24 protein-coding genes are annotated in these 21800 nt (G+C 63.9%); 9 read left to right on the top strand and 15 right to left on the bottom strand.

The features are described from left to right. Nucleotides 1–5 precede the first annotated feature (5 nt). The 3 genes from KW836_RS10850 to KW836_RS10840 form a co-directional block, all read right to left on the bottom strand. Nucleotides 6–698: a hypothetical protein gene (locus KW836_RS10850; RefSeq protein ID WP_175138300.1), complete on the bottom strand. Its 693-nt coding sequence runs from the start codon at nt 696–698 to the stop codon at nt 6–8. Nucleotides 699–742: 44 nt separating this feature from the next. Then, on the bottom strand, nt 743–1219 hold the full coding sequence (locus tag KW836_RS10845; protein ID WP_175138299.1) for a hypothetical protein: 477 nt from the start codon (nt 1217–1219) through the stop codon (nt 743–745). 337 nt (nt 1220–1556) lie between these two features. Next, nucleotides 1557–1934 carry a hypothetical protein gene (locus KW836_RS10840; RefSeq protein ID WP_255595230.1) on the bottom strand — a complete coding sequence of 126 codons (378 nt, stop codon included), beginning with the start codon at nt 1932–1934 and terminating at the stop codon, nt 1557–1559. Between the two features lie 95 nt (nt 1935–2029). On the opposite strand from KW836_RS10840, the gene KW836_RS10835 reads away from it, so the two are divergent. After that, a complete protein-coding gene (locus KW836_RS10835; RefSeq protein ID WP_056570634.1) occupies nt 2030–2320 on the top strand; it encodes an antibiotic biosynthesis monooxygenase in 291 nt (96 codons plus the stop codon). A 38-nt stretch (nt 2321–2358) separates the two neighbouring features. On the opposite strand, the gene KW836_RS10830 is transcribed toward KW836_RS10835, so the two are convergent. The 9 genes from KW836_RS10830 to KW836_RS10790 all read right to left on the bottom strand — a co-directional run bounded on the left by KW836_RS10830 (nt 2359) and on the right by KW836_RS10790 (nt 10342). Beyond that, on the bottom strand, nt 2359–2715 hold the full coding sequence (locus tag KW836_RS10830) for a nucleotide pyrophosphohydrolase (RefSeq protein WP_218343222.1): 357 nt from the start codon (nt 2713–2715) through the stop codon (nt 2359–2361). A gap of 27 nt (nt 2716–2742) precedes the next feature. Next, nucleotides 2743–3354, bottom strand: coding sequence for a PolC-type DNA polymerase III (locus KW836_RS10825; protein WP_175126011.1), 612 nt, complete (start codon nt 3352–3354; stop codon nt 2743–2745). 4 nt (nt 3355–3358) lie between these two features. Further along, on the bottom strand, nt 3359–3583 hold the full coding sequence (locus KW836_RS10820; protein WP_175138296.1) for a DUF1653 domain-containing protein: 225 nt from the start codon (nt 3581–3583) through the stop codon (nt 3359–3361). Between the two features lie 106 nt (nt 3584–3689). Continuing rightward, on the bottom strand, nt 3690–5033 hold the full coding sequence (locus KW836_RS28070) for a methyl-accepting chemotaxis protein (protein ID WP_218343221.1): 1344 nt from the start codon (nt 5031–5033) through the stop codon (nt 3690–3692). A gap of 167 nt (nt 5034–5200) precedes the next feature. Beyond that, nucleotides 5201–5911, bottom strand: coding sequence for a glutathione S-transferase (locus KW836_RS10810; RefSeq protein ID WP_218343220.1), 711 nt, complete (start codon nt 5909–5911; stop codon nt 5201–5203). Between the two features lie 141 nt (nt 5912–6052). Next, on the bottom strand, nt 6053–7651 hold the full coding sequence (locus KW836_RS10805) for a GMC family oxidoreductase (RefSeq protein ID WP_218343219.1): 1599 nt from the start codon (nt 7649–7651) through the stop codon (nt 6053–6055). A gap of 29 nt (nt 7652–7680) precedes the next feature. After that, complete coding sequence (locus tag KW836_RS10800) at nt 7681–8484, bottom strand: shikimate dehydrogenase (protein ID WP_175138292.1); 804 nt, start codon at nt 8482–8484, stop codon at nt 7681–7683. A 13-nt stretch (nt 8485–8497) separates the two neighbouring features. Continuing rightward, a complete protein-coding gene (locus KW836_RS10795; RefSeq protein WP_218343218.1) occupies nt 8498–9484 on the bottom strand; it encodes a transketolase family protein in 987 nt (328 codons plus the stop codon). Then, nucleotides 9485–10342, bottom strand: a complete 858-nt coding sequence (locus KW836_RS10790) for a transketolase (RefSeq protein WP_218343217.1) — start codon at nt 10340–10342, stop codon at nt 9485–9487. A 124-nt stretch (nt 10343–10466) separates the two neighbouring features. Here KW836_RS10790 and KW836_RS10785 point away from each other — a divergent pair, with 124 nt between their 5' ends. Together KW836_RS10785 and KW836_RS10780 are read left to right on the top strand one after the other, a co-directional pair. After that, complete coding sequence (locus KW836_RS10785) at nt 10467–11171, top strand: GntR family transcriptional regulator (protein ID WP_056570648.1); 705 nt, start codon at nt 10467–10469, stop codon at nt 11169–11171. Between the two features lie 9 nt (nt 11172–11180). Beyond that, nucleotides 11181–12251 (top strand): glycerol dehydrogenase, encoded by a 1071-nt coding sequence (locus KW836_RS10780; RefSeq protein ID WP_218343216.1) that lies wholly within the window; start codon nt 11181–11183, stop codon nt 12249–12251. 63 nt (nt 12252–12314) lie between these two features. On the opposite strand, the gene KW836_RS10775 is transcribed toward KW836_RS10780, so the two are convergent. Genes KW836_RS10775 through KW836_RS10765 form a run of 3 tightly spaced genes read right to left on the bottom strand, consistent with a single transcriptional unit; the run spans nt 12315 to nt 14978 of the window. Next, nucleotides 12315–13250 carry a 3-keto-5-aminohexanoate cleavage protein gene (locus KW836_RS10775; RefSeq protein ID WP_218343215.1) on the bottom strand — a complete coding sequence of 312 codons (936 nt, stop codon included), beginning with the start codon at nt 13248–13250 and terminating at the stop codon, nt 12315–12317. Continuing rightward, entirely contained in the window at nt 13243–14196 is a 954-nt protein-coding gene (locus tag KW836_RS10770; protein WP_218343214.1) for a 3-hydroxyacyl-CoA dehydrogenase, read from the bottom strand. Before KW836_RS10770 ends, KW836_RS10775 begins: the two co-directional genes overlap by 8 nt. After that, nucleotides 14196–14978 (bottom strand): SDR family oxidoreductase, encoded by a 783-nt coding sequence (locus KW836_RS10765; RefSeq protein ID WP_218343213.1) that lies wholly within the window; start codon nt 14976–14978, stop codon nt 14196–14198. Before KW836_RS10765 ends, KW836_RS10770 begins: the two co-directional genes overlap by 1 nt. A gap of 331 nt (nt 14979–15309) precedes the next feature. On the opposite strand from KW836_RS10765, the gene KW836_RS10760 reads away from it, so the two are divergent. The 6 genes from KW836_RS10760 (at nt 15310) to KW836_RS10735 (ending at nt 21791) form a co-directional block, all read left to right on the top strand. Continuing rightward, nucleotides 15310–16509, top strand: a complete 1200-nt coding sequence (locus KW836_RS10760) for an ABC transporter substrate-binding protein (RefSeq protein WP_218343212.1) — start codon at nt 15310–15312, stop codon at nt 16507–16509. 134 nt (nt 16510–16643) lie between these two features. Next, nucleotides 16644–17510 carry a branched-chain amino acid ABC transporter permease gene (locus tag KW836_RS10755; RefSeq protein WP_175126000.1) on the top strand — a complete coding sequence of 289 codons (867 nt, stop codon included), beginning with the start codon at nt 16644–16646 and terminating at the stop codon, nt 17508–17510. Between the two features lie 22 nt (nt 17511–17532). Further along, entirely contained in the window at nt 17533–19314 is a 1782-nt protein-coding gene (locus KW836_RS10750; RefSeq protein ID WP_175125999.1) for an ATP-binding cassette domain-containing protein, read from the top strand. Next, complete coding sequence (locus KW836_RS10745) at nt 19307–20011, top strand: ABC transporter ATP-binding protein (protein WP_218343211.1); 705 nt, start codon at nt 19307–19309, stop codon at nt 20009–20011. Before KW836_RS10750 ends, KW836_RS10745 begins: the two co-directional genes overlap by 8 nt. Nucleotides 20012–20031: 20 nt before the next feature. Then, nucleotides 20032–21027, top strand: a complete 996-nt coding sequence (locus tag KW836_RS10740; RefSeq protein ID WP_218343210.1) for an NAD(P)H-quinone oxidoreductase — start codon at nt 20032–20034, stop codon at nt 21025–21027. After that, complete coding sequence (locus KW836_RS10735) at nt 21024–21791, top strand: SDR family NAD(P)-dependent oxidoreductase (RefSeq protein ID WP_218343209.1); 768 nt, start codon at nt 21024–21026, stop codon at nt 21789–21791. Before KW836_RS10740 ends, KW836_RS10735 begins: the two co-directional genes overlap by 4 nt. The last annotated feature ends 9 nt before the right edge of the window (nt 21792–21800 follow it).

Below are 21800 nucleotides of genomic sequence, written 5' to 3'. Positions count from 1 at the left end.
CCGCTTCAACCGGGAGAGTACAGGTCGGCAAACTGTTGCCGCTCAACGCGAGGGTTGCGCAGTGGCGGCGCGGTGAACGCGGCGCTGCGGGCTGACAGCACCGGATAGCCCTGCACTGCCGGCGTTGCCGCCGCCTGCGGCAGCGCCGGCGCCGTGCCTGCAGTCTGGACGGGCGTCTGCGGCGCGACCTGCGCCACGGCGCCGCTGTCGAACCGGTGGTCCGCCGTCGTCAGCGCAGGATTGGTGCAGAGCCCCTGCGCCACCAGTGCCGCCTTGGTGCGATCGTCGGTCTGGCACAGGATGTCGATGGCCGCGGTTTCCAGACGCCGGGAGCGATCCGCGTCCTTGGTCGATGCCGCCGCCTGCATCGTGCGCTCGAAGTTGCGGCGCAGACTGCATTTCTGGTCCTCGATCGGAATCGCGACGTTCATCCCGAAACCCACCACGGACCCGCCGCCGCCCGCTGACACCATGCAGCTGTCCGACGAGAACGAGCCGTAGAAGCTCTGGCCGCCAACCGGCGGTGCGCTGCGCAACGTGCTGGTCCCGCTGTTGCTTGAGTTGAGTGTGATGCCCTGGTTGTTGCCCGCGTTGGTCGACCCGGACGATGCCGACGTCGTGGAACTGGACGTGCTGGTCTGCGCCCCCGCCGACATGGCGGCGAGCGACAGGGAGATGGCTAGAACGATGCTCTTCATGATGTCCCCTCGCCCGGACGGCCGAAGCCGTCCGGATAATTGGGTCAGCGATTGAACCCAACGACATGGCCCACCGGGCCGACGCCGTGTATCGACCCGAACGCGCCGATATTTGCCGCGTGGAACGAGCCCGTCGCCGAGGCGCTCGTATCCGTCTTGCCGAACGTTGCGCCGCCGTTGGCGATGCTGTCGCCGACCATGATCGGCGCGTTGCCCGACACATGCCCGTACGACTCGCTATTGGCGTACTGCCGCGTGCTGGTGACGACTTGCGTGCCGTCGCGGCTGAACGATCCGCCGACTTCCGCGATGCCGCCCGTGCTGCCGAACGACGTCTGGCTCGACGAGCCGTAGCCGTTCACCTGGGTGGCCACCACCGAACTGCCTGTGGAGATGGACGAAGCGGTACCGTTGATGGCGCCGGCGTGACCGGTCACCGAACCGCCGACCTGGCCCGGGCCAGTGGCGTAAGCCGATGCGGCAAACAATGACAACGCGGCGACTGCTGCGAGCTTTTTCATTTGAGCTCCTCCTGATCCGTCTGCACGGATGCACAGGTGCCGGAGACCGACCGGCGCGGACCGTTACTACCCAGGAACTGCGCCCTTGCATTCGCAGGGCGTGGGACTTTCGTATTGGTACGGAATGATTGCGCCGTCCTAGGCAGGTCGGTATCGGTTAAACGAACGACCGGGTCTTTCTGGAGGATGGACTCGCGAATTACACAAACCTGAAAGCGGAGATACCGGCTTCGCACGGCCATGCGTATGGATGACGCAATGCGTCCGTCAAGCTCCGCTTGCGGGTGGGTTTCAACTCAAAGGATGGGGCCGCGCGCGTGAGGCTCACGCGTGATATCTAACGCGCCAGGCGTAGCAGCCAGCCGGTCTCGCGTCGCGCCAGCATCAGGTCCACGGCCACCAGCACAAGCAGGAAGCCGCATTCCGCCACGTACAGATTGCCAAGCACCTGATAGCTGCCCAGCAGGACAATGCCGGTCACGCCCGCAAGATACGCGGGCCAGGCGGGCGGCAGCCCGGACGCAACGCCGCTTGTGCGGCGCGACAGGCATAGCCACGCAACGAGCGGCAATCCAAGCATCGACAGGGGAATGTAGATGGCGATGGCAGACAGCAGGACCACAACGCCGAATTGCGTATGCAGGTACAGGGACATCAGGGCAATGATGCCGACGGCGACATACCAGAGCAGGCGGACGGAAATGAGACGAGTCAATGTGACGGCTCGGTGATTCATGAAGCGGGCTGGAATCGAGGTTTTCGGCCATACTACTCCCGCCTTGCTTACCCCCATCAATCGGAGAACAAGCCATGATTCAGGAGATTGCCAGCATCCACGTCCGCGAAGGACAGGAAGCGCTGTTTGAAGCCGGTGTTACCCAGGCGAAGCCGCTTTTTCTGCGCGCCAAGGGCTGCCATGGCATGGAACTGTACCGCAGCATCGAGCAGCCGCAGCGCTACACGCTGGTGGTGGATTGGGAAACGGTCGAAAACCACATGGTGGATTTCCGGGAATCGGCCGACTTCCAGGAATGGCGCAAGCTGGTCGGAGGCTTTTTCGTTGAGCCGCCCCAAGTGCACCACGAGCAAAAAGTGATTTGAACGTTCGGCGCCGGTCCAGCGGCTGCGCGGACCGGCGCTTATTCTTCCGGGGGCTCGTTGTATTTGCGAGCGCTGCGCCGGAACGCATCGGCGGGATACTTGTTGGCGTTCTTCACCATCTTGCCGGCAACCGCCTGCGGGATATCAATGCCAAGCTGATCCGCCAGGGCCACCAGATACATCTGCACGTCGGCGATCTCGTCCGCAGCGTCCGCAAGCCGGGCGGCCGGCAGATTGCGCGACTCGTCTTCATCCAGCCACTGGAACAACGAGACGAGTTCGCCCGTTTCCCCCGCCAGCGCCATCCCCAGATTCTTGGGCGAATGGAATTGCTGCCATTCGCGTTCAGCCGTGAACTGGCGCACGGCGAGGCGGATTGCTTCCAGGTCTGACATGGGAACTCCCAAAGAAATGGCGCCTCGTTACGCGCAGGCCAGCCGAGCGCTGGCTGCAAGCGCGACCGCGACCGTCGTCCGCACGTCCGCCAACGCCCGGTGGGTCGGCTGCGAGGCGCCGACGTGCCGCGCCAGGATGTCGAGCTTGTGCGACGGCAACTCCGGCCACGCGCGGCGCGCCAACGCCAACGTGCAGTGCGTGGCGTTCGAAAAAGGCAGCCCCGTCTGGTCAGCGGCCGCGCTCAGGAAGCGCCGGTCGAACGAGGCGTTATGGAAGAACACCGGCAGATCCTCGACGAAATCCAGGAACGACGAGAAGGCCTGCGCGACCGGAATGCCGTCGCGATCGACTTCGGCCTGCGTAATGCCGGTGAGACGGGATATGAAGGAAGGGACACGGCCGCAAGTGCGAACGACCTGCGTGTATTCGTTGACGACCGCCCCGCCCTCACCCACTCTGACTGCCGCAAATTCAAGAATTTCGCAGCTTGCGGTGGACAGGCCGGTCGTTTCCAGGTCGGCCACGATGAAGGGGCGGCCCAACGCTTCAAGCGCGTGCGTCAAGGCCGCTTGCGCACGCGCCGTGGGACGGGCCGGCGATGCGCTGGCCGCTCGCGTGCGCCGATAGAAATACGTCACGCGCTTACTCCGCCGGATGCAGGGCGGCGAACCGGGCCGAACCGTCGGCAAGCTGCCCGAAGAACAGATCGGCCGGGCGCACCCACAGGCCGCGCGTGTGCGGCCAGAGGTGTTCGTACACCACCATGGACTCTTCGGTTTCGGAATGGCGGGCAGTGCCTATGTAGCGGTAAAGGCCACCCTTGTAGTGGCGGTGCGTGGCAAGCGCGAGGGCTTCGGATTCAGTCATGGACATCGGGCAAAAGGCGTGGCCCGCGGCGGAAATTGCCCGCGCGGGCCACAGATGATCGGCAATGCCGTCTTTATAGCGCACTCGCGCGCAGATGCCCTGCCCGCTAGGCGGCGCGCAATCGTCTCGTGGGTTCGGCGTGGGTATCGGTGAGATCTTCGGTCACGCCGGCCAGCTTGTCCGATTGCGCCAGCGAAACTTCAACGACCTGCGCCATGATTTCGGTCACGCGGCGAGACGACGCGACGATCCCCTCCATCGTGCCGCCGGCGGACTGGACCTGCACCGCGCCGCCTTCGACCTGCGCCACGGAGGTCGTGATGAGCGCCTTGATTTCCTTCGCGGCCGCCGCGCTGCTTTGTGCAAGATTGCGGACCTCTGATGCCACGACCGCGAAGCCCCTGCCGTGCTCGCCGGCGCGCGCGGCCTCGACGGCCGCGTTCAGCGCAAGGATGTTGGTCTGGAATGCAATGCCGTCCATGACCCCGATGATCTCGGAAATGCGGCGCGAACTGCCCGTGATGGCTTCCATGGTCGTCACCACGTCACGCATCGTATCGCCGCCCGTTTCTGCGATGCGGCTGGCATCCAGGGCGAGGCTGTTGGCCTGTCGCGCGCGTTCGGCGTTTTCGGTCAGGCCCTGCACGGCCACTTGCAGCGTCTGCGCGGCGGTAAAGCGCTTGGTGATGTCGGTAGCGAACTTCACCACCTTGAATGGCCGGCCCTGCGCGTCGAGAATGGGGTTATAGCTGGCTTCGATCCAGACTTGGCGTCCGCCTTTGCCCAACCGCATGTACTGCCCGGTGTCGTGCTCGCCATTGCGCAGCCGGCGCCAGAAATCCTTGTACGCCGTGCTTCGGGCTTCTTCGGGCGGGACAAAGAGGCTGTGATGCCGGCCCAGCACCTCGTCGGCGCGATACCCCACCGCACCAAGAAACAGGTCGTTGGCACGCAGGATGGTGCCGTCGAGATTGAACTCGATGATCGCCTGGACCTTGGAAATTGCCGCGAGCTGCCCTTCGGAATCTGCCTGGCGATTTTGCTGATCGGTGATGTCGGTGGCGTACTTGATCACCTTCACGGGCCGTCCGCGCTTGTCAAAGATAGGGTTGTACGACGCCTGCAGCCAGACGTCCGAGCCATCTTTACGAATCCGCCGATAACGGCCGGAATCATGTGCGCCCTGTCCCAGCCTTTCCCAAAAGGATGCATATTGCGGCGACCCGCGTTCATCGGGATCGATGAACATGCGGTGGTGACGCCCCTGGATTTCTTCGAGCGAATAGCCCGTGGTGTCCAGGAAGTTCTGATTGGCCATCAGGATGTGGCCGTTCAGATCAAACTCAATGACCGCCTGGGATTTGTGAATGGCGTCGATCTGTCCCAGCAGGTCGTTTTTATCGGTACTGCGATATCCACGGATAAAGCGGCCAAGAGTATGCCAAAGCATGGAAACCTCCAGGGTGTGTTTGCCGGCGTGCCTGGTACACGTAATTCTTATGTATCTAATGGAAACTACTTAATCCCAGAAATTATCATGGCCCGATGTAATTCTGAATGTCCCTTTTAAAAAGAATTCAAAGCGTCGTCACGACGCACACTCGGGAAATCCCGGATTCAAGCCGCGTCCAGCTCGCGATATTGGCGGAAAATGCCCTCGCCAAACGGCAAGCGCCGGCCGCTTGAAAAATAGGCCTGCAGTTCAGGCAAAGCGGTCACGCGCTCGTGCAGGGCGAACACATTTGGATAATGCGCGGCAACGGTGGCCATGCGTTTGGGAAACGCGAACAGCAAGCCATCGACCAGGTGATAAAGGGACAAGTCCACGTAGGTCCATTTGGCGCCGCCCGCCAACCACGCCTGCGGCCCGTCCAGCAGCCGTTCGAAATACCCCAGGAACTTCGGAATACGCGCTTCCCGAAATACCTTGGCGCGGCGGGCGGCCTCTTCTTTCTGGTCTTCGTAATAATCGCTGGCGGAAATGGGGTGATGGGTGTCGTGCGCTTCGGCCACCATGTCGGCAATGGTGAGTTGCAACTGGTTTACCCACAACCGGCCTTCAAGCGATTCGGGCGCAAGGCCATGCTTTTCGCCGAGGAAAAGCAGAATATTGGCGGTCTGCCCCAACGTCATTTTTCCGGCCACCAGATAAGGCGGCGCGAAAGGCGGATGCTTGCGGGCCGATCGCATGTCGTCGATCAACGCGCTTTCGTCGGCGCCCGGATCGCGGGCGCGTTCCCGATACGGAATACCGCCCGCTTCCAGCGCCAGGCGCACGAATTCTCCCCGCCCGGGAATGCCATCCCAATACCAAAGGTCGTAGGTCATACGGTCTCCTTTCAGTTGGTGCAGCCTAACCTGCAGTCTGCAGTCGGAACAGCGCGTTAGCAAGGCGCATGCCGGGAGCCTTCAAGAAAAATGGCGCGCCAGCCGTAAGCAAGCGCGCCATTTTTACTGACCGGAAGTTCCCTACGCCTGCGCCGCGTCTTCGAGGATCATCTCCGCGCCGCGCTCGGCCACCATCATGACGGCGGCCTGCGTGTTGCCGGAAACCATCTTCGGCATGACCGAGGCATCCACCACGCGCAGGCCCGTCAGCCCGTTGACACGCAGCCGCACGTCCGTGACGGCCGCGGCGTCCGTGCCCATGCGGCAGGTGCCGATGGGGTGGTAGATGGTCTGTCCGTTGCGCCGCGCAAAGTCCAGCCATTCGTCGTCGCTGTCCACCTGCACGCCGGGGCTGACCTCGGCCTCCACGTAGCGTTTGAGGGCGGGCTGGCTGACGATGCGGCGCGCCACCTGCATCCCGCCTACCAGGCTGTCGCGGTCGACCTGCGCGGACAGGAAGTTGGGCCGGATGGCAGGACCGGCCAGCGGATCGGCCGACTTGATGTGAATGGACCCGACGGACTCGGGACGCAACTGCGCCACCCCGATCGTCATGCCAGGATGCCGGTCCAGGATGCGTTCGGCGGCGTTGGCGTAGCTGGCGTGCACGAAGAAAAACTGCACGTCGGGGGTGGGCAATCCGGGCGCGCTTTTCACGAAGCCGTGCACCAACCCTGTGCCCAGCGTCAGGATGCCTCTGCGGCTTATGTAGTAACGCGCCACCTGCTGCGCCAGCCGCCAGCCGCGCGACATTTCGTTCAAGGTGACCGTGTTCTTGACGCGCCAGTTCATGCGCGTGGCGAAGTGGTCGATGTAGTTTTCGCCCACCGCCGGCTGCGCGTGCACCACGCCGATACCGTGCGAGGCCAGCAAAGCTGCATTGCCCACTCCGGACAGTTCGAGCAATTGCGGGGATTGCACCGCACCCATGCAGACCAGCGTTTCGCGGCGTGCGCGCACGACGTGTTCCTGCCCGTTCTTGCGGTAGACCACGCCCACGCAGCGCTTACCTTCGAACACCAGACGCGTGACATGGGCGCCGCATTCGACACTGAGGTTGCGCCGTCCCGCCGCCGGTTTCAGGTAGCCGTCCACGACACTCCAGCGCCGGCCGTGGTGCTGGAGCACCTGGTAGTAGCCCACGCCTTCCTGATCGCCGCTGTTGTAGTCCGGATTGAAGGGTTGGCCGTCTTCGCGCGCAGCCTCCAGGAAGGCGTCCGACACCGGAAAGCGCTCGGCCACCTCTTCAAGGTGCATCGGGCCGTCCTTGCCGCGGGTCTCGCCGCCCGGCGCGTAGTTCTCTATCTTGCGGTAGATGCGCTCGGCCACGTCGCGTCCCCAACCGGCAGCGCCCGCGGCCACCCAGCCGTCGTAATCCTCGGGCTGGCCGCGCACGTAGATCATGCCGTTGATCAGCGTGGACCCGCCCAATCCCTTGCCGCGGGGCACGGCGATGACGCGTCCGTGGACGTTGTCCTCGGGTTCGGTGGCAAAGCGCCAGTTGTATTGCGGATCGACCAGCAGCTTGGAAAAGCCCGCCGGAATGGGAATCCACATGCTGCGCGCCTCGTGGCCGGCCTCCAGCAGCAGCACGCGATACTTTCCGTCCGCGCTGAGGCGGTTGGCCAGGATGCAGCCGGCCGTTCCGCCACCCGCGATGATGAAGTCGTAGTCGCCCATCGTTGTCTACCGAATGTGTGCAGCGCCGCCTAACGGGCGGACGTCACGCCCAGCGTTTCCACCATCAGTTCGATCTGGCAGGCCAGCATCGGCGCGCCGTAATGAATCTTGCAGCCGCGCGCCTGCGCCGCCACGAGCAGCGCCGTGTCCTTGGGCTGCATGATGACCTCGCAGACCAGTTGGTCCGGCGTCAGGCGGCTGACGTCTAGCGGTAGCGGATCGCCCTCTTTCATGCCCAGCGACGTGCCGTTGACGACGAGGTCATGGCCGGCAGGGTCGGCATTGCCCACAGCGATCTGCGCGTCTGGATGCAGCGACAGGATGCGGGCCTTCAGGTCCTCGGCCTTGGCGGGCGTGCGGTTGGCGATGGTCAGGCGTGAGACGCCAGCCTGCACCAGCGCGAAGCCAATCGCATTGGCTGCGCCGCCCGCGCCCGCCAGGTAGACGCTCTTGCCCTCGGGGGCGACGCCGCAACTGCGCAGGCCACGCACGAAGCCCTCGCCGTCCAGCATGTGCGCCACGAGGCGCCCATCGGCCTCACGCCGCAACACATTGGCCGCGCCGATCTTGCGTGCGACGGGCGTGGCGTCGTCGGCCAGTTCCAGGATGGCGGTCTTGTGCGGCACCGTGACAATCACGCCGCCCAGGTTTTCCAGGCGGCGCAGGCCGTCGACCACGGCCGCCAGGTTGTCGGGCCGCGCGTGAAATGGCACGCAGACGCCATCGAAACCGATCTTGGCGAAGTGTTCGTTCATGCGCTGCGGCGTCTTCACATGGTGAATCGGGTCGGCCAGGATGCCGAACAGGCGCGTGTTGCCGCTGATTTCCTTCATGGATGTCTCCGGATCAATGCTGGATGAATTCTCGCGCGACGCCGGCAATGCCTTCGGCGTCTAGCTTGTAATGGGCGTACAGCGTGGTGGGCGGCGCAATGAGGCTGTATTCGTCATAGATGCCATGGCGGCGCAACCGCGTGCCGGTGCCCGCGTCGGCCAGCACCTCGGCAACTGCCGAACCCAGGCCGCCCAGCACATTGTGCTCTTCGACCGTCATCATCAGGCGCGACTGCCCCGCAGCCTTCAGGATGGCGTCGCGGTCCAGCGGCTTGATCGTCGGCATGTCGATCACGCCAACCGACAGGCCCTCTTCGCGCAACTGGCGAGCCGCGGCCAGCGCACCGTGCAGCGTGATGCCGCAGGCGATCAGCGTCAGGTCGCTACCGGCTTCGTGGACGATGGCACGGCCGAATTCGAACGGCGTGTTGTCTTTGTAAACCTGCGGATCACGCCCGCGGCCGATACGGAAATAGATGGGCTCGGGCCAGTCCGCGGACGCCTTGATGGCCGCCGCCAGTTGCGGCCCGTCGGCGGGAGACACCACCGTCAGGCCCGCCAGTGCGCGCATGGTGGAGATGTCTTCGGTGGCGTGGTGCGAGGTGCCGTAGAAGCCCAGACTGATACCCGTGTGATGGCCGATCAGGCGGACCGGAAGGCGCGTGTAGGCGACGTCCATCCGGATCTGTTCGCAGCACAGCAACCCGAGGAACGACGCGAACGTGGCGACGAACGGCATCATGCCGGTCGTTGCCAGCCCGGCGGCCGCCGACACCATGTTCTGCTCAGAGATGCCGAACTGCACGTAGCGGTCGGGATAGGCCTCGGCGAAGCGGTTCAGCCCGTTCGAATACTGCAGGTCGGCCGATCCGGCCACGACGGGATGCCCGGCCTTCACCAGCTCGATCAATCCGTCGGAAAGGTAGGACAGCCCGGGGTTCACCGCATTCAGGGCGCGGTACTGCCAGGAATCGGGAGAGAGTACTTGTGCCTGTGCCATTCAGATCTCGCTGGAGAGGATTTCTTCGACAGCGCTTTGCGCATCTTGCGGGGCCAGGTAGCCCAGGTGCCAGCCCGGTTCGGTTTCCATATAGGAGACACCCTTGCCCTTGATGGTCCGGGCGATCACGCATGCGGGCTTGGCGCGCGCATCATCGGCGCGCAGGCGGCGCAGCAGCGCAGTCAGTTCGGCAAGATTGTGGCCATCGACTTCGTGGACCTCCCAGCCGAACGCCTGCCACTTTTCTTTCAGCGACTCCACCCCCATGACGTCGTCGACCTTGCCGTCGAGCTGATAGCCGTTGCGGTCGATGATGGCGATGAGGCGGGACAAGCGGTTGTGCGCGGCGAACAACGCGGCTTCCCACACCTGCCCTTCCTGCATTTCGCCGTCGCCCAGCATCACGAACACGTTGAAGTCCCGCTGGTTCATGCGGCCGCCGACGGCCATGCCAACGCCGTTGGACAGCGCATGACCGATGGAGCCCGAGCTGAAGTCGACGCCCGGCACCTTGCTCATATCGGGGTGATCGCCCAGGGGGCTGCCCAACCGCGTGTAGCCGTCCAGCAGCGCGTGATCGATGAAGCCCAGATCGGCCAGCACGGGGAACAGGCCGACGGCGGCGTGGCCCTTGCCCATGAGGAAGCGGTCACGATCCGGCCACTGCGGTTCGCCCGGGCGCAGACGCATCACATCAAAATAAAGCGCCGCGAAGATCTCGGCGCACGAAAAGACGGAACTGTAGTGTCCGACCTTGGCGATTTCGATGAGGCGGATGGTCTCCAGCCTGATATGGCGGGCCTTATCCCGCAGCATCGCGATTTCCCCTGCGGTAGGGGCCTCCTGATCCTTGCGCATCGCGCCTCCTCCTGTTGTATGGATATATGATATATAATATACCCATTGCGCTCGAATTGGCTACGCCGGGCTAGAATCGCTCCTGGATTCACCTGCACCCTCCATACAGCAAGCCAGAAACGCCATGCCCAGCCTCAAACCGGTCAAAAAAGAGAACCTTTCCGTCAGGGTCTACAACGAAATCCGTAATGCCCTGATCAACGGGCAATACGAACCTGGCGAGCGCCTGATCATCGGCGAGCTGGCGCAGGAAATGGGCGTGTCCATCACGCCGGTGCGCGAGGCCATCTTCCGGCTGATCAGCGAGCAAGGGCTCGAGATGCAGGCAGCCACCGCGGTCTACGTGCCGTACGTCAACTCGGAAAAGCTGCGGGAGATCCAGCAGATCCGCTTCCACCTTGAAGGCATGGGCGCCGCCGAGGCCGCGCAAAACATCACGCGCAAACAGCTCGACAACCTGATCGCGTTGCAACGGGATTTCATCTCGTGCACGTCCACCGACCCCAAGCGCGCCAGCTACCTGAACCGCAAATTCCACTTCGCCATCCTCGAAGCCAGCAACAAGCCCATCCTGCGCAACACCGTTGAGTCGTTCTGGGTCATCACCGGCCCCATCCTCAAGGTGTTTCACGTCAAGACCGCTGGCCTGGACTATTCCGAAAACGAGCATCGCCATGAGGCCGTCATCGAGGCCCTGGAAGCGCGTGATTCGGAAGCGGCGCGCAACGCCATCCAGGCCGATCTGGTCTGGGGCGGAAAAATCATGATCGACTGGCTGGTCGAACGGGAAAAAGAACTCGACTACCGCCCCCCAGGGGCTCGCAAATAGGGAGACGCCATGCTGAAGATTTTCGGAGCGCCAAGCCGCTACATCCAGGGATCGGGCGCCCTGGACGCGCTGGGGCAATACGCGGCGCTGTTCGGAAAGCGCGCCGCCCTGGTCATCGACAGCTATGTGCATGGCGTGTTGGGTCCGAGAATCGAGGCGCTGTGCGCCCAGCATGGCGTGGTGCTTGCGCCGCTGATCGTCGAAGGCGACCTGACGCCTGAAGTCATCGACGGATTGCGGGCGCAGGCGTCGCCGGCGAACATCGACATGGTCATTGCGGTGGGCGGCGGCAAGTCGCTGGATGCCGGCAAAGCCGTGGCCAAGTCGTCGCACTGCCACCTGATCACCGTGCCCACCGTGGCGTCCAACGACGCGCCCACCAGCAAGAATTACGTGCTTTACGACGCACATCACAACCTCCTGGCCGTCGAGCACATGCTGTTCAATCCGACCATCGTGCTGGTCGACACCGCCATCATCGCGACCGCGCCGGTGCACTTCTTCCGGGCCGGGCTGGGCGATGCAATCTCCAAGAAGTTTGAAGCCGAACAGTGCCAGCGCAACGGCGGCAAGAACATGTACGACGCGGCGCCGCTGCTCACGGCCCAGCTCATCGCCGACGGCTGCCTGCGCACGCTGCTGGCGGACGGCGCGGATGCCGTGGCCGTTGCCGGAACCGGCCAGCCCACGCCCGCCTTCGAGCGCGTGGTGGAAGCGATGATCCTCATGAGCGGTCTTGGATTTGAAAGCGGTGGCCTGTCTATTGCCCACGCTCTGACGCGCGGGCTACCAAAGATCAACGGCGTCGCCACCGCGCTGCACGGCCTGCAGGTGGCGGTGGGCTTGCTGGTGCAGCTTGACCTGGAGAACCGCAACGACGGCATGTTGGCCGATCTGAAGCAGTGGTATGCCCAGGTCGGCCTGCCGGTCACGCTGCGCGAACTAGGCGCGGCCGGCGAGCCATCCGATGCGGAACTGTCGCTGGCGGCGGACCTCAGCCTGAAAGCGCGCCATGCCGCCAACTTCGACCGTACGCTGGATTTGGCCACGCTGGCCGCCGCGCTGCGCCGTCACGCCTGACCCCACTGCAGAGCAAGGGCTGGCGGGTTTGATGCCCGCCGGCCGCCCTGCCCGCCCGCGGCATCAGAACGCGACGTTGTCCTTGCCTTTCAATCCCAGCTTGGCCCGCGCTTCGTCCGGCGTGGCGACCTCCAGGTTCAGCGCCTCGAGGATGCCGCGGATGCGCTCCACCTGCACGCGATTGGATTCGGCCAGTTGTCCCGGTCCGATCCACAACGAATCTTCAAGACCCACCCGCACGTTCGACCCCATCGCTGCGCCGATGGTTGCCAACGGCATCTGGTTGCGGCCGGCGCCCAGAATCGACCATTCGTAGTCGTTGCCAAAGAGGCGGTCCGCCGTGCGCTTCATGTGCATCAGGTCTTCCGGGTGCGGGCCGATGCCGCCCAGGATGCCGAACACCGATTGGATGAAGGGCGGCGACTTGACCAGGCCGCGGTCCACGAAATGCGCCAGGTTGTAGAGGTGGCTGATGTCATAGCACTCGAACTCAAAGCGCGTGCCGTTGGCGTTGCCAAGCGTCAGAATGGACTCGATGTCTTGATACGTGTTGCGGAAGATGAGCGAGCGGCTGTTCTCCAGATGCTCCCGCTCCCAGTCGTGCTTGAACTCGGAGAAGCGGTCCAGCATCGGAAAGAGACCGAAGTTCATGGAGCCCATGTTCAGCGACGCCAGCTCCGGCTGGAACGTAGTGGCCGGCCGCATGCGCTCTTCCACCGTCATGTGCGGACTGCCGCCGGTGGTGATGTTGATGATGGCGTCGGTCTCGCGCTTGATGCGCTCAAGGAAAGGCTTGAACAGCGCCGGATCCTGCGAAGGCTTGCCCGTCTGTGGATCCCGCGCATGCAGGTGCAGGACGGCGGCGCCGGCCTTGGCCGCGCCGATCGCCGCCTCGGCGATCTCGTCGGCCGTGACCGGCAGGTGCGACGACATGCTGGGCGTGTGGATGGCGCCCGTCACGGCGCAAGTGATGACGACTTTCTGTTTGGGCTTAGCCATTGTTGTCTCCGTGTTGTTTATGACGCATGAGGCGCATCAGCTTTTCGTCGCGCCAGAAGCGGCGTGCGGCAAGGTCTTCCTCGGGCAGCAGGGCGCGCCGCTCTTCGGATAGTGCGTCGACCAGCGCGCCTTCCCAGGCCACGCAGTCGCCCTGGCTTGCGCCAATGGACTGATAGAGTCCGCCGTAACGGCGGCAGTAATCCGCAAGGCCGCCCGGCGCGTTCAGGTCGATGGTTTCAAACGGTCCCATGAAGGACCAGCGCAGACCCAGGCCGTCCTTGACCGTGGTGTCGATGTCTTCGGCGCTGGCGATGCCCTGGCTTGCCAGCCGGAACGCTTCCTGCAGCAACGCGCCTTGCAGGCGGTTCAAGATGAAGCCTTCGATTTCGCGCCGCACCAGCACGGGCTTCTGGCCGATGCCGATCATCACGTCGCGCGCGCCGGACAGCGCTTCGGGGCTGGTCCACGGCGCCGGGCACAGTTCGACGACCGGAATCAGGTATGGCGGATTGACCGGATGCGCCACGAGGCACCGGTGCCTGCCGGCAAGATGCTCGGTGAACTGGCTGGCCGGGATGCTGGACGTCGAGCTGCCGATGATGGCGTGCGGTTCGGCCAGCGCGTCCAGTTCGGAAAACAGCGCGCGCTTGATCTCGACGTTTTCCGGGGAATTCTCCTGGATGTAGCTGGCGCCGTGCAATGCCTCTTGCAGGCTGGCCGACACCTGCACGCGGTCGACGATGGCTTCCGCGTTGTCGAGCAGGCCCTGTGTTTCCAGCACGCGAAGCTGTTGCAGGATGAGCGCACGCGCTTCGGCAAGCATCGCAGCGTTCACATCATGAAGCCGCACTTCCCAGCCCATGCGCGCAAAGACGATGGCCCACCCCTGCCCGATCAGCCCCGTTCCAATGATGGCCGCGCGCCGCGGCATGTGGTCCGCGGCCATCAGTAGAGCTTCTGCGTGAAGCCGTCCACGACGATGGCCTGGCCTGTCACGCTGCGCGCCGCTTCGCTGGCGTTGAACAGGACCATGTTGGCGATGTCGCGGGCTGTGACCATGCGGCCGAGCACGGCCTGGTTTTCGTACTGCGCCGCGATCTCTTCGACCGGCCGGCCCAGCGTATCGGCCTTGGCGGCGATGACGGCGCGAATTCGCGGGCCTTCAACCGCGCCGGGCAGGATGGCGTTGACGCGAATGCCATGGCCGCCCAGTTCGATCGCGAGCGACTTGGTGAACCCGATGACCGCCCATTTGGAGGCGGAATACACCGACCGGCCGGCAAAGCCAAGATGCCCTGCCGCCGAAGAGAGATTGATCATCACGCCGGCCTTCGATTCCTTGAGCAGGGGAATGGCCTGACGCGCGCAGAGGAACTGGCCGGTGATGTTGACGGCGAGCGTTCGGTCCCAATCCGCCTTGGAAAGCGTTTCGACGAAACCCGTGGGACCGGCCACACCCGCGTTGTTGATCAGAATGTCCAGGCCGCCGAGTGTTTGGCGAACGGCGGCGAACAGCTGTTCAACACCGGCTTCGTCGGATACGTCGGCCCGCGCCACCTGCACGCCGGGCAGTTCCGAAGGCAACGCGGCCAGCCGTTCCTCGTTGACGTCGCACACGAACACGGTAGCGCCTGCGTGGTGAAAGACCTTGGCCATTTCCAGGCCCAGCCCATCGGCGCCGGCGGTGATGAGCACTTTCTTGCCGGTGAAATCCACTTCCTCGAACATGCGTTTGTCTCCTAGGATCGTTCTTATAAGTGCGGATCATCATATACGATATATGATAAAACCAGCTATCCGGTGATCCGTCTTGCGTGTGCCGCTTCATCCAAAAAGCGTCGTTCGTCTGACGGAATCAGCTGCGCATTTTTCTCGTATATCGGCCGCTGAGGCTTTATACATGCGGTTTCAGGGAATTCCCTGATTCGGCACGAAGCGACCGCCACTAGAATCCAAGGCGAGGGTTCCTCGCCCCGCCGGCGCATATATCATATATAGCAAAAGACGGACGGAACGCAGTATCCAGTCCGCATTCCATACCAACAAAGGAGCGTAGACAGTGTTCAAGTTCAACAAAATTGTTTTGGCGCTGGGTGTATGCGGCGCGCTGGCAAGCGGCACCGCAGCGGCCGACATGAAGGTGGGCGCGCTATTCCCGTTCAGCGGCGCGCTTGCGCTGCTTGGACAGGAAAGCTATCGCGGTCTGGAACTGGCCGTTAACGAGATAAACGCGGCCGGGGGGATCAACGGCGAGAAGATCGAAATCATCAAGGCCGACGCCGTCGACCCGACCCAGGCGGTGTCCGAGACCAAGCGTCTGATCTCGGCCAACGTGGTCGGGGTGTTCGGCAGCTACGCATCGGGCATTTCGTACGCGGCTTCGCCCGTGACGGAGCTGGCGGGCGTGCCTTACTTCGAACTGGGCGCCACCGCGCACAAGATCACCACGCGCAACTACAAGTACCTGTTCCGCAGCAACCCGAACACCGCGCTGTATGGCGTGTCGGTGGTGAACGCGTTGCATGACACCATCGCGCCGGGCATGGGCTTGAACCCGAAGGACATCAAGATCGGCATCATCCACGAAGACGGCCCGTATGGGACCGACGTGGCGGCCACCGAAAAGAAGCGCGCGCAGGAGCTTGGCTACAACGTGGTGGAGGTCCTGCCCTACTCGGCCAAGACCGTCGACCTGTCGTCGCTGATCCTGCGCCTGAAGGGCGCGAAGGCCGACGTGGTGCTGCAGACGGCCTACCAGAACGACGCCATCCTGTTCTTCAGCCAGGCGCGCGCGGCGGGCTTCAAGCCCAAGGTCGTGATCGGCGCGGGCGGCGGCTATTCGCTGGCCGACACCGCCAAGGCCGTGGGCGCCGACATGAACGGCGTGTTCGACCTGGACTTCCCGCAAGCGTCCATCAATCCGGCCGGCGCGCCGGGCCTGGACAAGTTCCTCGAAGCCTACAAGGCAACCTACAAGAGCGATCCGCAATCCGGCCACAGCCTGACCAACTACGTCGGCGCCAAGGCCTTCTTTGAAGCCATCGGCAACGCCAAGTCCACGGACAAGGACAAGATCCGCGCCGCGGTGCTGGCCTACAAGAAGCCCGCCGGCCAGACGGCCAACGGCTGGGGCTTCGACTTCGGCGAAGACGGGCAGAACAATGCCTCGACCTTCTACGTGATGCAGTGGCAGGACGGCAAGCTCGTCACCATCGGTCCGGACAACCTCGCTCTCGGCAAGCCCATCTTCAAGAAATAAAGCGCGATGCCAGCGGCCGGGCGCCGGGGCCTTGCGCCCCCGATGCGCGCCCGGTCTTACCCGGGGCCTGAGCGCCCCGCCCCTGGACGCTGCGGGACAGGGACGGGGCGCTTCCCGCACTTAGAGGTTGCACAATGGAATTATTCATTCAACTGGTCATCAACGGCCTGTTGCTGGGCGGCGCATACACGATCATCAGCCTGGGGCTGACGCTCATTTTCGGTGTCGTGCGCGTCGTGAACTTCGCGCATGGCGAGTTCCTGATGATCGGCATGTACATGGTCTATCTGATCGCGGCGCAGTTCGGCGTCCACCCCTACGCGGGTCTGATTCCGGTGGCCGTCATTCTGTTCGCGCTGGGCGCGCTGACGCAGAAGGGCATCATCCAGCCGCTGCTTCATGCGGATCAACACATCCAGATCTTCGCCACGGTGGGCGTGTCCACCATCCTCTTGAACCTGGCGCTGGTGATCTTTGGCGCAAACGTCTATCGCGCGCCGGTCGAATTAGGCACCAACGCCATCGAGTTCGGTCCGTTCTCGATGGTCACGGGACAAGTCGTCACGTTCATCATCGGCCTGACGCTGGCTGTGCTGCTGCACCTGTTCATGCACCGCACCTATCTGGGCCGCGCGTTGCGGGCTGTGGCACAGCACCGCTACGCCGCCACGCTGATGGGCGTGAACGTCAATAACGTCTACGCCATTGCCTTCGGGCTGGGCACCGCCTTTGTCGGCATCGCCGCGGGGTTGCTTGCGCCACAGTACCCGGTGTTCCCCACGGTGGGCACCTACTTCGTGCTGACCGCGTTCGTGATCGTGGTGCTGGGCGGGCTGGGCAGCCTGTATGGCGCCGTCGCAGGGTCCATGATCATCGGCATCGTCGACACGCTGGCGGGTTTCTACATCGCGCCCGACCTGAAAGAGGTCGTCTATTTCGGGATCTTCCTCTTGATCCTTGTCCTGAAGCCGAACGGTCTGTTCGGTGTCGGTACAGAGTGACCAGAACAACAAGGAGCAAGACGTGTTTCCCGACTTTCGACATCCCAAAGCCTACGTCAGCCTCATCCTGCTGATCACGATGTTCCTCGTGCCCGTCGTCATGGGCACGCCCTTCTGGACCAACCTCTTCGTCCTGCTGTTCGTGTTTTCCGCGCTGTCGGTCGCCTGGAACATCGTGGGCGGCTATGCCGGCCAGTTGTCCCTCGGCCATGCGGTGTTCTATGGCATCGGCGGCTACACAGCCACGCTGTTGACGCAGAACTTCGGCATCTCGCCGTGGATCGGCATGTTCGCGGGAGCCGCCATTTCCGCGGCCGTCGCCATCCTGATCAGCTATCCCACGCTGCGCCTGCGCGGGCCCTTCTTTGCGCTGGCGACCATCGCCATCCTGGAAGTGGTTCGCCTTCTGGTCATCCACGAGGAAAGCTGGACCGGCGGCTCCAGCGGCATCAGCCTGCCCTTGAACATCGGTTGGGCGTGGATCGTGTTCCGCGAGAAGATCAACTACGTCATCATCGCGTTCGGCCTGTTCGTGCTGGTGACGTGGGTCTCGTGGTACATCCGCAAGTCGCGCATCGGACACTACCTGATCGCGATCCGCGAACGCGAGGATGCCGCGCTGGCCGTGGGCATCCACACCGTGCGCGTGAAGATCATCGCCGCCGTGGTGTCCGCCGTGCTGACCAGCATCATCGGCACGTTCCACATCACCTACCTGACCTTCGTCGATCCCAGCTCCGCGTTCTCGCTGGAGCTGTCCATTCAGGTCGCGATGTTTGCGCTGATCGGCGGGTTGGGCACCGTTTCCGGCCCGATCGCGGGCACCTTCCTGGTGCTGCCCATCGCGGAACTGGCGCGCGGCTGGCTCAGCAGCGTCGGCAACGGCATGCACGGGTTGATCTACGGCCTGATCCTTGTCGCGGTGGTGCTGACCATTCCGCGTGGGCTGGCAGGTGCGTTCGGGCCGTTCATCGAGCGCATGCTGGCGCGCCTGCCCTACCTTGGCACGCCGCCGGCCAAGCTCAAGCTGGCCGACGAGATCCGCATCCGTAACGCCACCCGCAGCGAGCAGCCGGTCCTGAAGGCGGAGGGACTGTTCAAGAGCTTCGGCGGCCTGCGCGCCACGAACGACGTATCGCTGACGCTCAACCAGCACGAAATCCTGGGCATGATCGGGCCCAATGGCGCGGGCAAGACCACGGTGTTCAACCTGCTGTCGGGCTTTCTGTCGCCGGACAAGGGCGACATCACGATGCGCGACGAGCAAGGCAACTGGGTCACCTGCAAGACGCCCGACGCCTTCGCGCACAAGGGCCTGGGCCGCACGTTCCAGATCGCCAAGCCGTTCACGGGGCTGACGGTGTTGGAAAACATCATGCTGGGCGCGTTCATCCACACGTCGGACCGCGACGAGGCCGAGCAGATAGCCCTGAAGGTGGCCGAGCAGACCGACCTGGTGAAGTACCTGAACACCGAAGCGCGCAGCCTCACGGTGGGCGGCATGAAGCGTCTGGAAGTGGCGCGTGCGCTGGCGATCAAGCCGCGCATCCTGCTGCTGGATGAAGTGATGGCGGGCTTGAACCCCACAGACATCGAGAAATCCATCCAGATGATCCGCCGCATCCGCGATTCCGGTGTTTCGGTGCTGCTGATCGAACACATGATGCAGGCCACGATGGCGCTGTCCGACCGCATCATCGTCCTGAACGAAGGGGGCGTGCTGGTCAGCGGCGCCCCCAAGGACGTGGTCGAGAACCCGGCCGTCATCGAAGCCTATCTGGGCAAGGAGTATCAGGATGCTTAAGGTGTCGAATCTGACGTCGGGCTATGGCAAGAGCCAGGTGCTCAACGGCCTGAATTTCGAGGTGAACGCGGGCGAGATCGTCACGCTGATCGGCGCCAACGGCGCGGGCAAGACAACCACGCTCAAGACGCTGTGCGGCGTGATTGCCGCCACGCAGGGCAAGGTGGAGTTCGAAGGCCAGGACCTGACGAACCGCGAACCCTACGACATCGTGGACGCCGGGATCACCATGATTCCCGAAGGGCGCCAGCTGTTTCCGCACTTCACCGTGCGGGACAACCTGCTCATGGGCTCGTACAAGCGCGCCGCGCGGCCGATCGTCGAGCGCAAGCTCGACGAGGTGCTGCGCATCTTCCCGCGCGTGAAGGAGCGGTTGAACCAGTACGCCGGATCGCTGTCAGGCGGCGAGCAGCAGATGGTGGCGATTGCGCGCGGCATGATGGCGGACCCGAAGCTGCTGGTGTTCGACGAACCGTCGCTGGGGCTGTCGCCGCTGCTGGTGCAGCAGATGTTCGACATCATCCGCGACGTCACCTCGCACGGCGTGACTGTGCTGCTGGTGGAGCAGAACGTGTTCCGCACGCTGCGGCTGGCGGATCGCGGTTATGTGCTGGAAAACGGCGCGATCGTGCGCACGGGCACGGGCGCGGAACTGCTCAGCGACCCTCACGTCAAGAAGGCCTATCTGGGCCACTGAAATCCAAGGACGAACGTCTCATGTCTTTACGCTGCACATTCATCGACCATGGCAAGGGCGGCGCGCCCGACTGCATGCGCATCACCGAACGCGACATGGAAGCGCCGACGGGCCGCCAGGTGCTGATCGAAGTAGCCTACGCGGGCGTCAACCGCCCGGACGTGCTGCAACGCTCGGGTTCCTATCCTCCGCCCCCGGGCGCCTCGCCCTATCTGGGTCTGGAAGTGTCGGGCACCGTCGTGGCGGCCGGTCCCGAGGTGCAAAGCTTGAAGGCCGGCGACCAGGTCTGCGCGCTGACGCCGGGCGGCGGCTATGCCCAGTACTGCTTGGCCGACGAGCGCCATTGCCTGCCGGTGCCGCGCGGTCTGGATCTGCTGACGGCCGCGGCCATTCCCGAAAACTACTTCACCGTCTGGACCAACGTGTTTGACCGAGCACGCCTCACCGCAGGCGAAAAGTTTCTGGTCCACGGCGGCTCGAGCGGCATCGGCCTGACGGCAATCCAGCTCGCACGCGCATTCGGCGCGGAAGTCTGGACCACCGTCGGCAACGCAGAAAAAGCGGATGCCTGCCTGAAAGCCGGCGCGCACCATGCCGTGCAGTACCGCGACGCAGACTTCGAGACCGCCGTGCGCGAGGGCACGGGCAACGTGGGCGTCGACGTGATCCTGGACATGGTGGGCGGCGCCTACATCAACAAGAATCTGCGGTTGCTGGCCCTGAACGGACGGCTGGTGCAGATTGCGTTCCTGGAGGGCAGCAAGGCCGAGATCGACGCCCTGCCCATCATGACCAAGCGGCTGCAATTTACCGGGTCCACGCTGCGCCCGAGGTCCGACGAGGACAAGGGCGCCATCGCGCAATCGCTTGTGCAGAAGGTGCTGCCACTCATGGAGCAGGGAAAGTGCCTGCCCCTGATCCATGAGGTCTTCCCGCTGGCCGAGGCCGCGCGCGCGCACGCGTTGATGGAAAGCAGCAAGCACATCGGCAAGATCATGCTGCAGGTGCGGCCATGAACGCGCGCTTTACCGGCCAGACCATCATCGTCACGGGCGCGGTCGGCGGCATCGGCTCGGCCATCGTCGAGGCGTTTCTGGCCGAAGGCGGCCGCGTGGGTCTCGTCGACTTCAATGCGCAGGCCGGGCAGGCCTACGAGAAGGAACTCCAGAAGCGTGGCCATGACGTGTGTTTCGTGCCCACCGACGTCGCGCATTTCGACCAGTGCCAGGCCGCCTATGACCGCATCACGCGCGAACTGGGCGCCGCCACTGTCCTGGTCAACAACGTCGGCATCTCGCCCAAGACGAACGGCCGCGCGCTGAAGGTGTGGGAAATGCCGCCGGCGGAGTGGAACAACGTCGTCTCGGTGAACTTGAACAGCGTGTTCTACATGACGCATCTGGTCACGCCGCACATGGTGCAGGCGCGGCAGGGACGCGTCATCAACATGTCGTCGGTGGCCGGCAAGGCGTACTGCGATATCGTGGCGGCGCATTACGCGGCCACCAAAGCCGGGCTGATCGGGCTGACGCGGCACTGGGCAGCCGAGCTCGGCGAACATCAGGTGACCGTGAATGCGCTGGCGCCCGGCCGGATCAGCACACCGCTGCTGAAAAGCGTGCCGCAGGAAATCAACGACGCGGTGGCGGCGATGACTGCGCTGCGGCGCCTGGGCACGCCCGAGGAAGTGGCGGATGCCTGCCTGTTCTTCGCGTCCGATCAGGCCAGGTTCGTGACTGGACAGGTGCTGGACGTGGCGGGCGGCTGGCTGATGACCTAGCCCGCTAAA

This window comes from Achromobacter sp. ACM05, from assembly GCF_019218915.1.
GTDB classification, from domain to species: domain Bacteria; phylum Pseudomonadota; class Gammaproteobacteria; order Burkholderiales; family Burkholderiaceae_B; genus Achromobacter; species Achromobacter animicus.
This window is presented reverse-complemented; position numbering and strand designations above follow the sequence as displayed.

Bases quoted from the DNA above. Each gene is read 5' to 3' on its own strand.
- KW836_RS10850 (WP_175138300.1), bottom strand. From the start codon at position 698: ATGAAGAGCATCGTTCTAGCCATCTCCCTGTCGCTCGCCGCCATGTCG.
- KW836_RS10845 (WP_175138299.1), bottom strand. From the start codon at position 1,219: ATGAAAAAGCTCGCAGCAGTCGCCGCGTTGTCATTGTTTGCCGCATCG.
- KW836_RS10835 (WP_056570634.1), top strand. From the start codon at position 2,030: ATGATTCAGGAGATTGCCAGCATCCACGTCCGCGAAGGACAGGAAGCG.
- KW836_RS10830 (WP_218343222.1), bottom strand. From the start codon at position 2,715: ATGTCAGACCTGGAAGCAATCCGCCTCGCCGTGCGCCAGTTCACGGCT.
- KW836_RS10820 (WP_175138296.1), bottom strand. From the start codon at position 3,583: ATGACTGAATCCGAAGCCCTCGCGCTTGCCACGCACCGCCACTACAAG.
- KW836_RS28070 (WP_218343221.1), bottom strand. From the start codon at position 5,033: ATGCTTTGGCATACTCTTGGCCGCTTTATCCGTGGATATCGCAGTACC.
- KW836_RS10810 (WP_218343220.1), bottom strand. From the start codon at position 5,911: ATGACCTACGACCTTTGGTATTGGGATGGCATTCCCGGGCGGGGAGAA.
- KW836_RS10805 (WP_218343219.1), bottom strand. From the start codon at position 7,651: ATGGGCGACTACGACTTCATCATCGCGGGTGGCGGAACGGCCGGCTGC.
- KW836_RS10800 (WP_175138292.1), bottom strand. From the start codon at position 8,484: ATGAAGGAAATCAGCGGCAACACGCGCCTGTTCGGCATCCTGGCCGAC.
- KW836_RS10795 (WP_218343218.1), bottom strand. From the start codon at position 9,484: ATGGCACAGGCACAAGTACTCTCTCCCGATTCCTGGCAGTACCGCGCC.
- KW836_RS10790 (WP_218343217.1), bottom strand. From the start codon at position 10,342: ATGCGCAAGGATCAGGAGGCCCCTACCGCAGGGGAAATCGCGATGCTG.
- KW836_RS10785 (WP_056570648.1), top strand. From the start codon at position 10,467: ATGCCCAGCCTCAAACCGGTCAAAAAAGAGAACCTTTCCGTCAGGGTC.
- KW836_RS10780 (WP_218343216.1), top strand. From the start codon at position 11,181: ATGCTGAAGATTTTCGGAGCGCCAAGCCGCTACATCCAGGGATCGGGC.
- KW836_RS10775 (WP_218343215.1), bottom strand. From the start codon at position 13,250: ATGGCTAAGCCCAAACAGAAAGTCGTCATCACTTGCGCCGTGACGGGC.
- KW836_RS10770 (WP_218343214.1), bottom strand. From the start codon at position 14,196: ATGGCCGCGGACCACATGCCGCGGCGCGCGGCCATCATTGGAACGGGG.
- KW836_RS10765 (WP_218343213.1), bottom strand. From the start codon at position 14,978: ATGTTCGAGGAAGTGGATTTCACCGGCAAGAAAGTGCTCATCACCGCC.
- KW836_RS10755 (WP_175126000.1), top strand. From the start codon at position 16,644: ATGGAATTATTCATTCAACTGGTCATCAACGGCCTGTTGCTGGGCGGC.
- KW836_RS10745 (WP_218343211.1), top strand. From the start codon at position 19,307: ATGCTTAAGGTGTCGAATCTGACGTCGGGCTATGGCAAGAGCCAGGTG.
- KW836_RS10740 (WP_218343210.1), top strand. From the start codon at position 20,032: ATGTCTTTACGCTGCACATTCATCGACCATGGCAAGGGCGGCGCGCCC.
- KW836_RS10735 (WP_218343209.1), top strand. From the start codon at position 21,024: ATGAACGCGCGCTTTACCGGCCAGACCATCATCGTCACGGGCGCGGTC.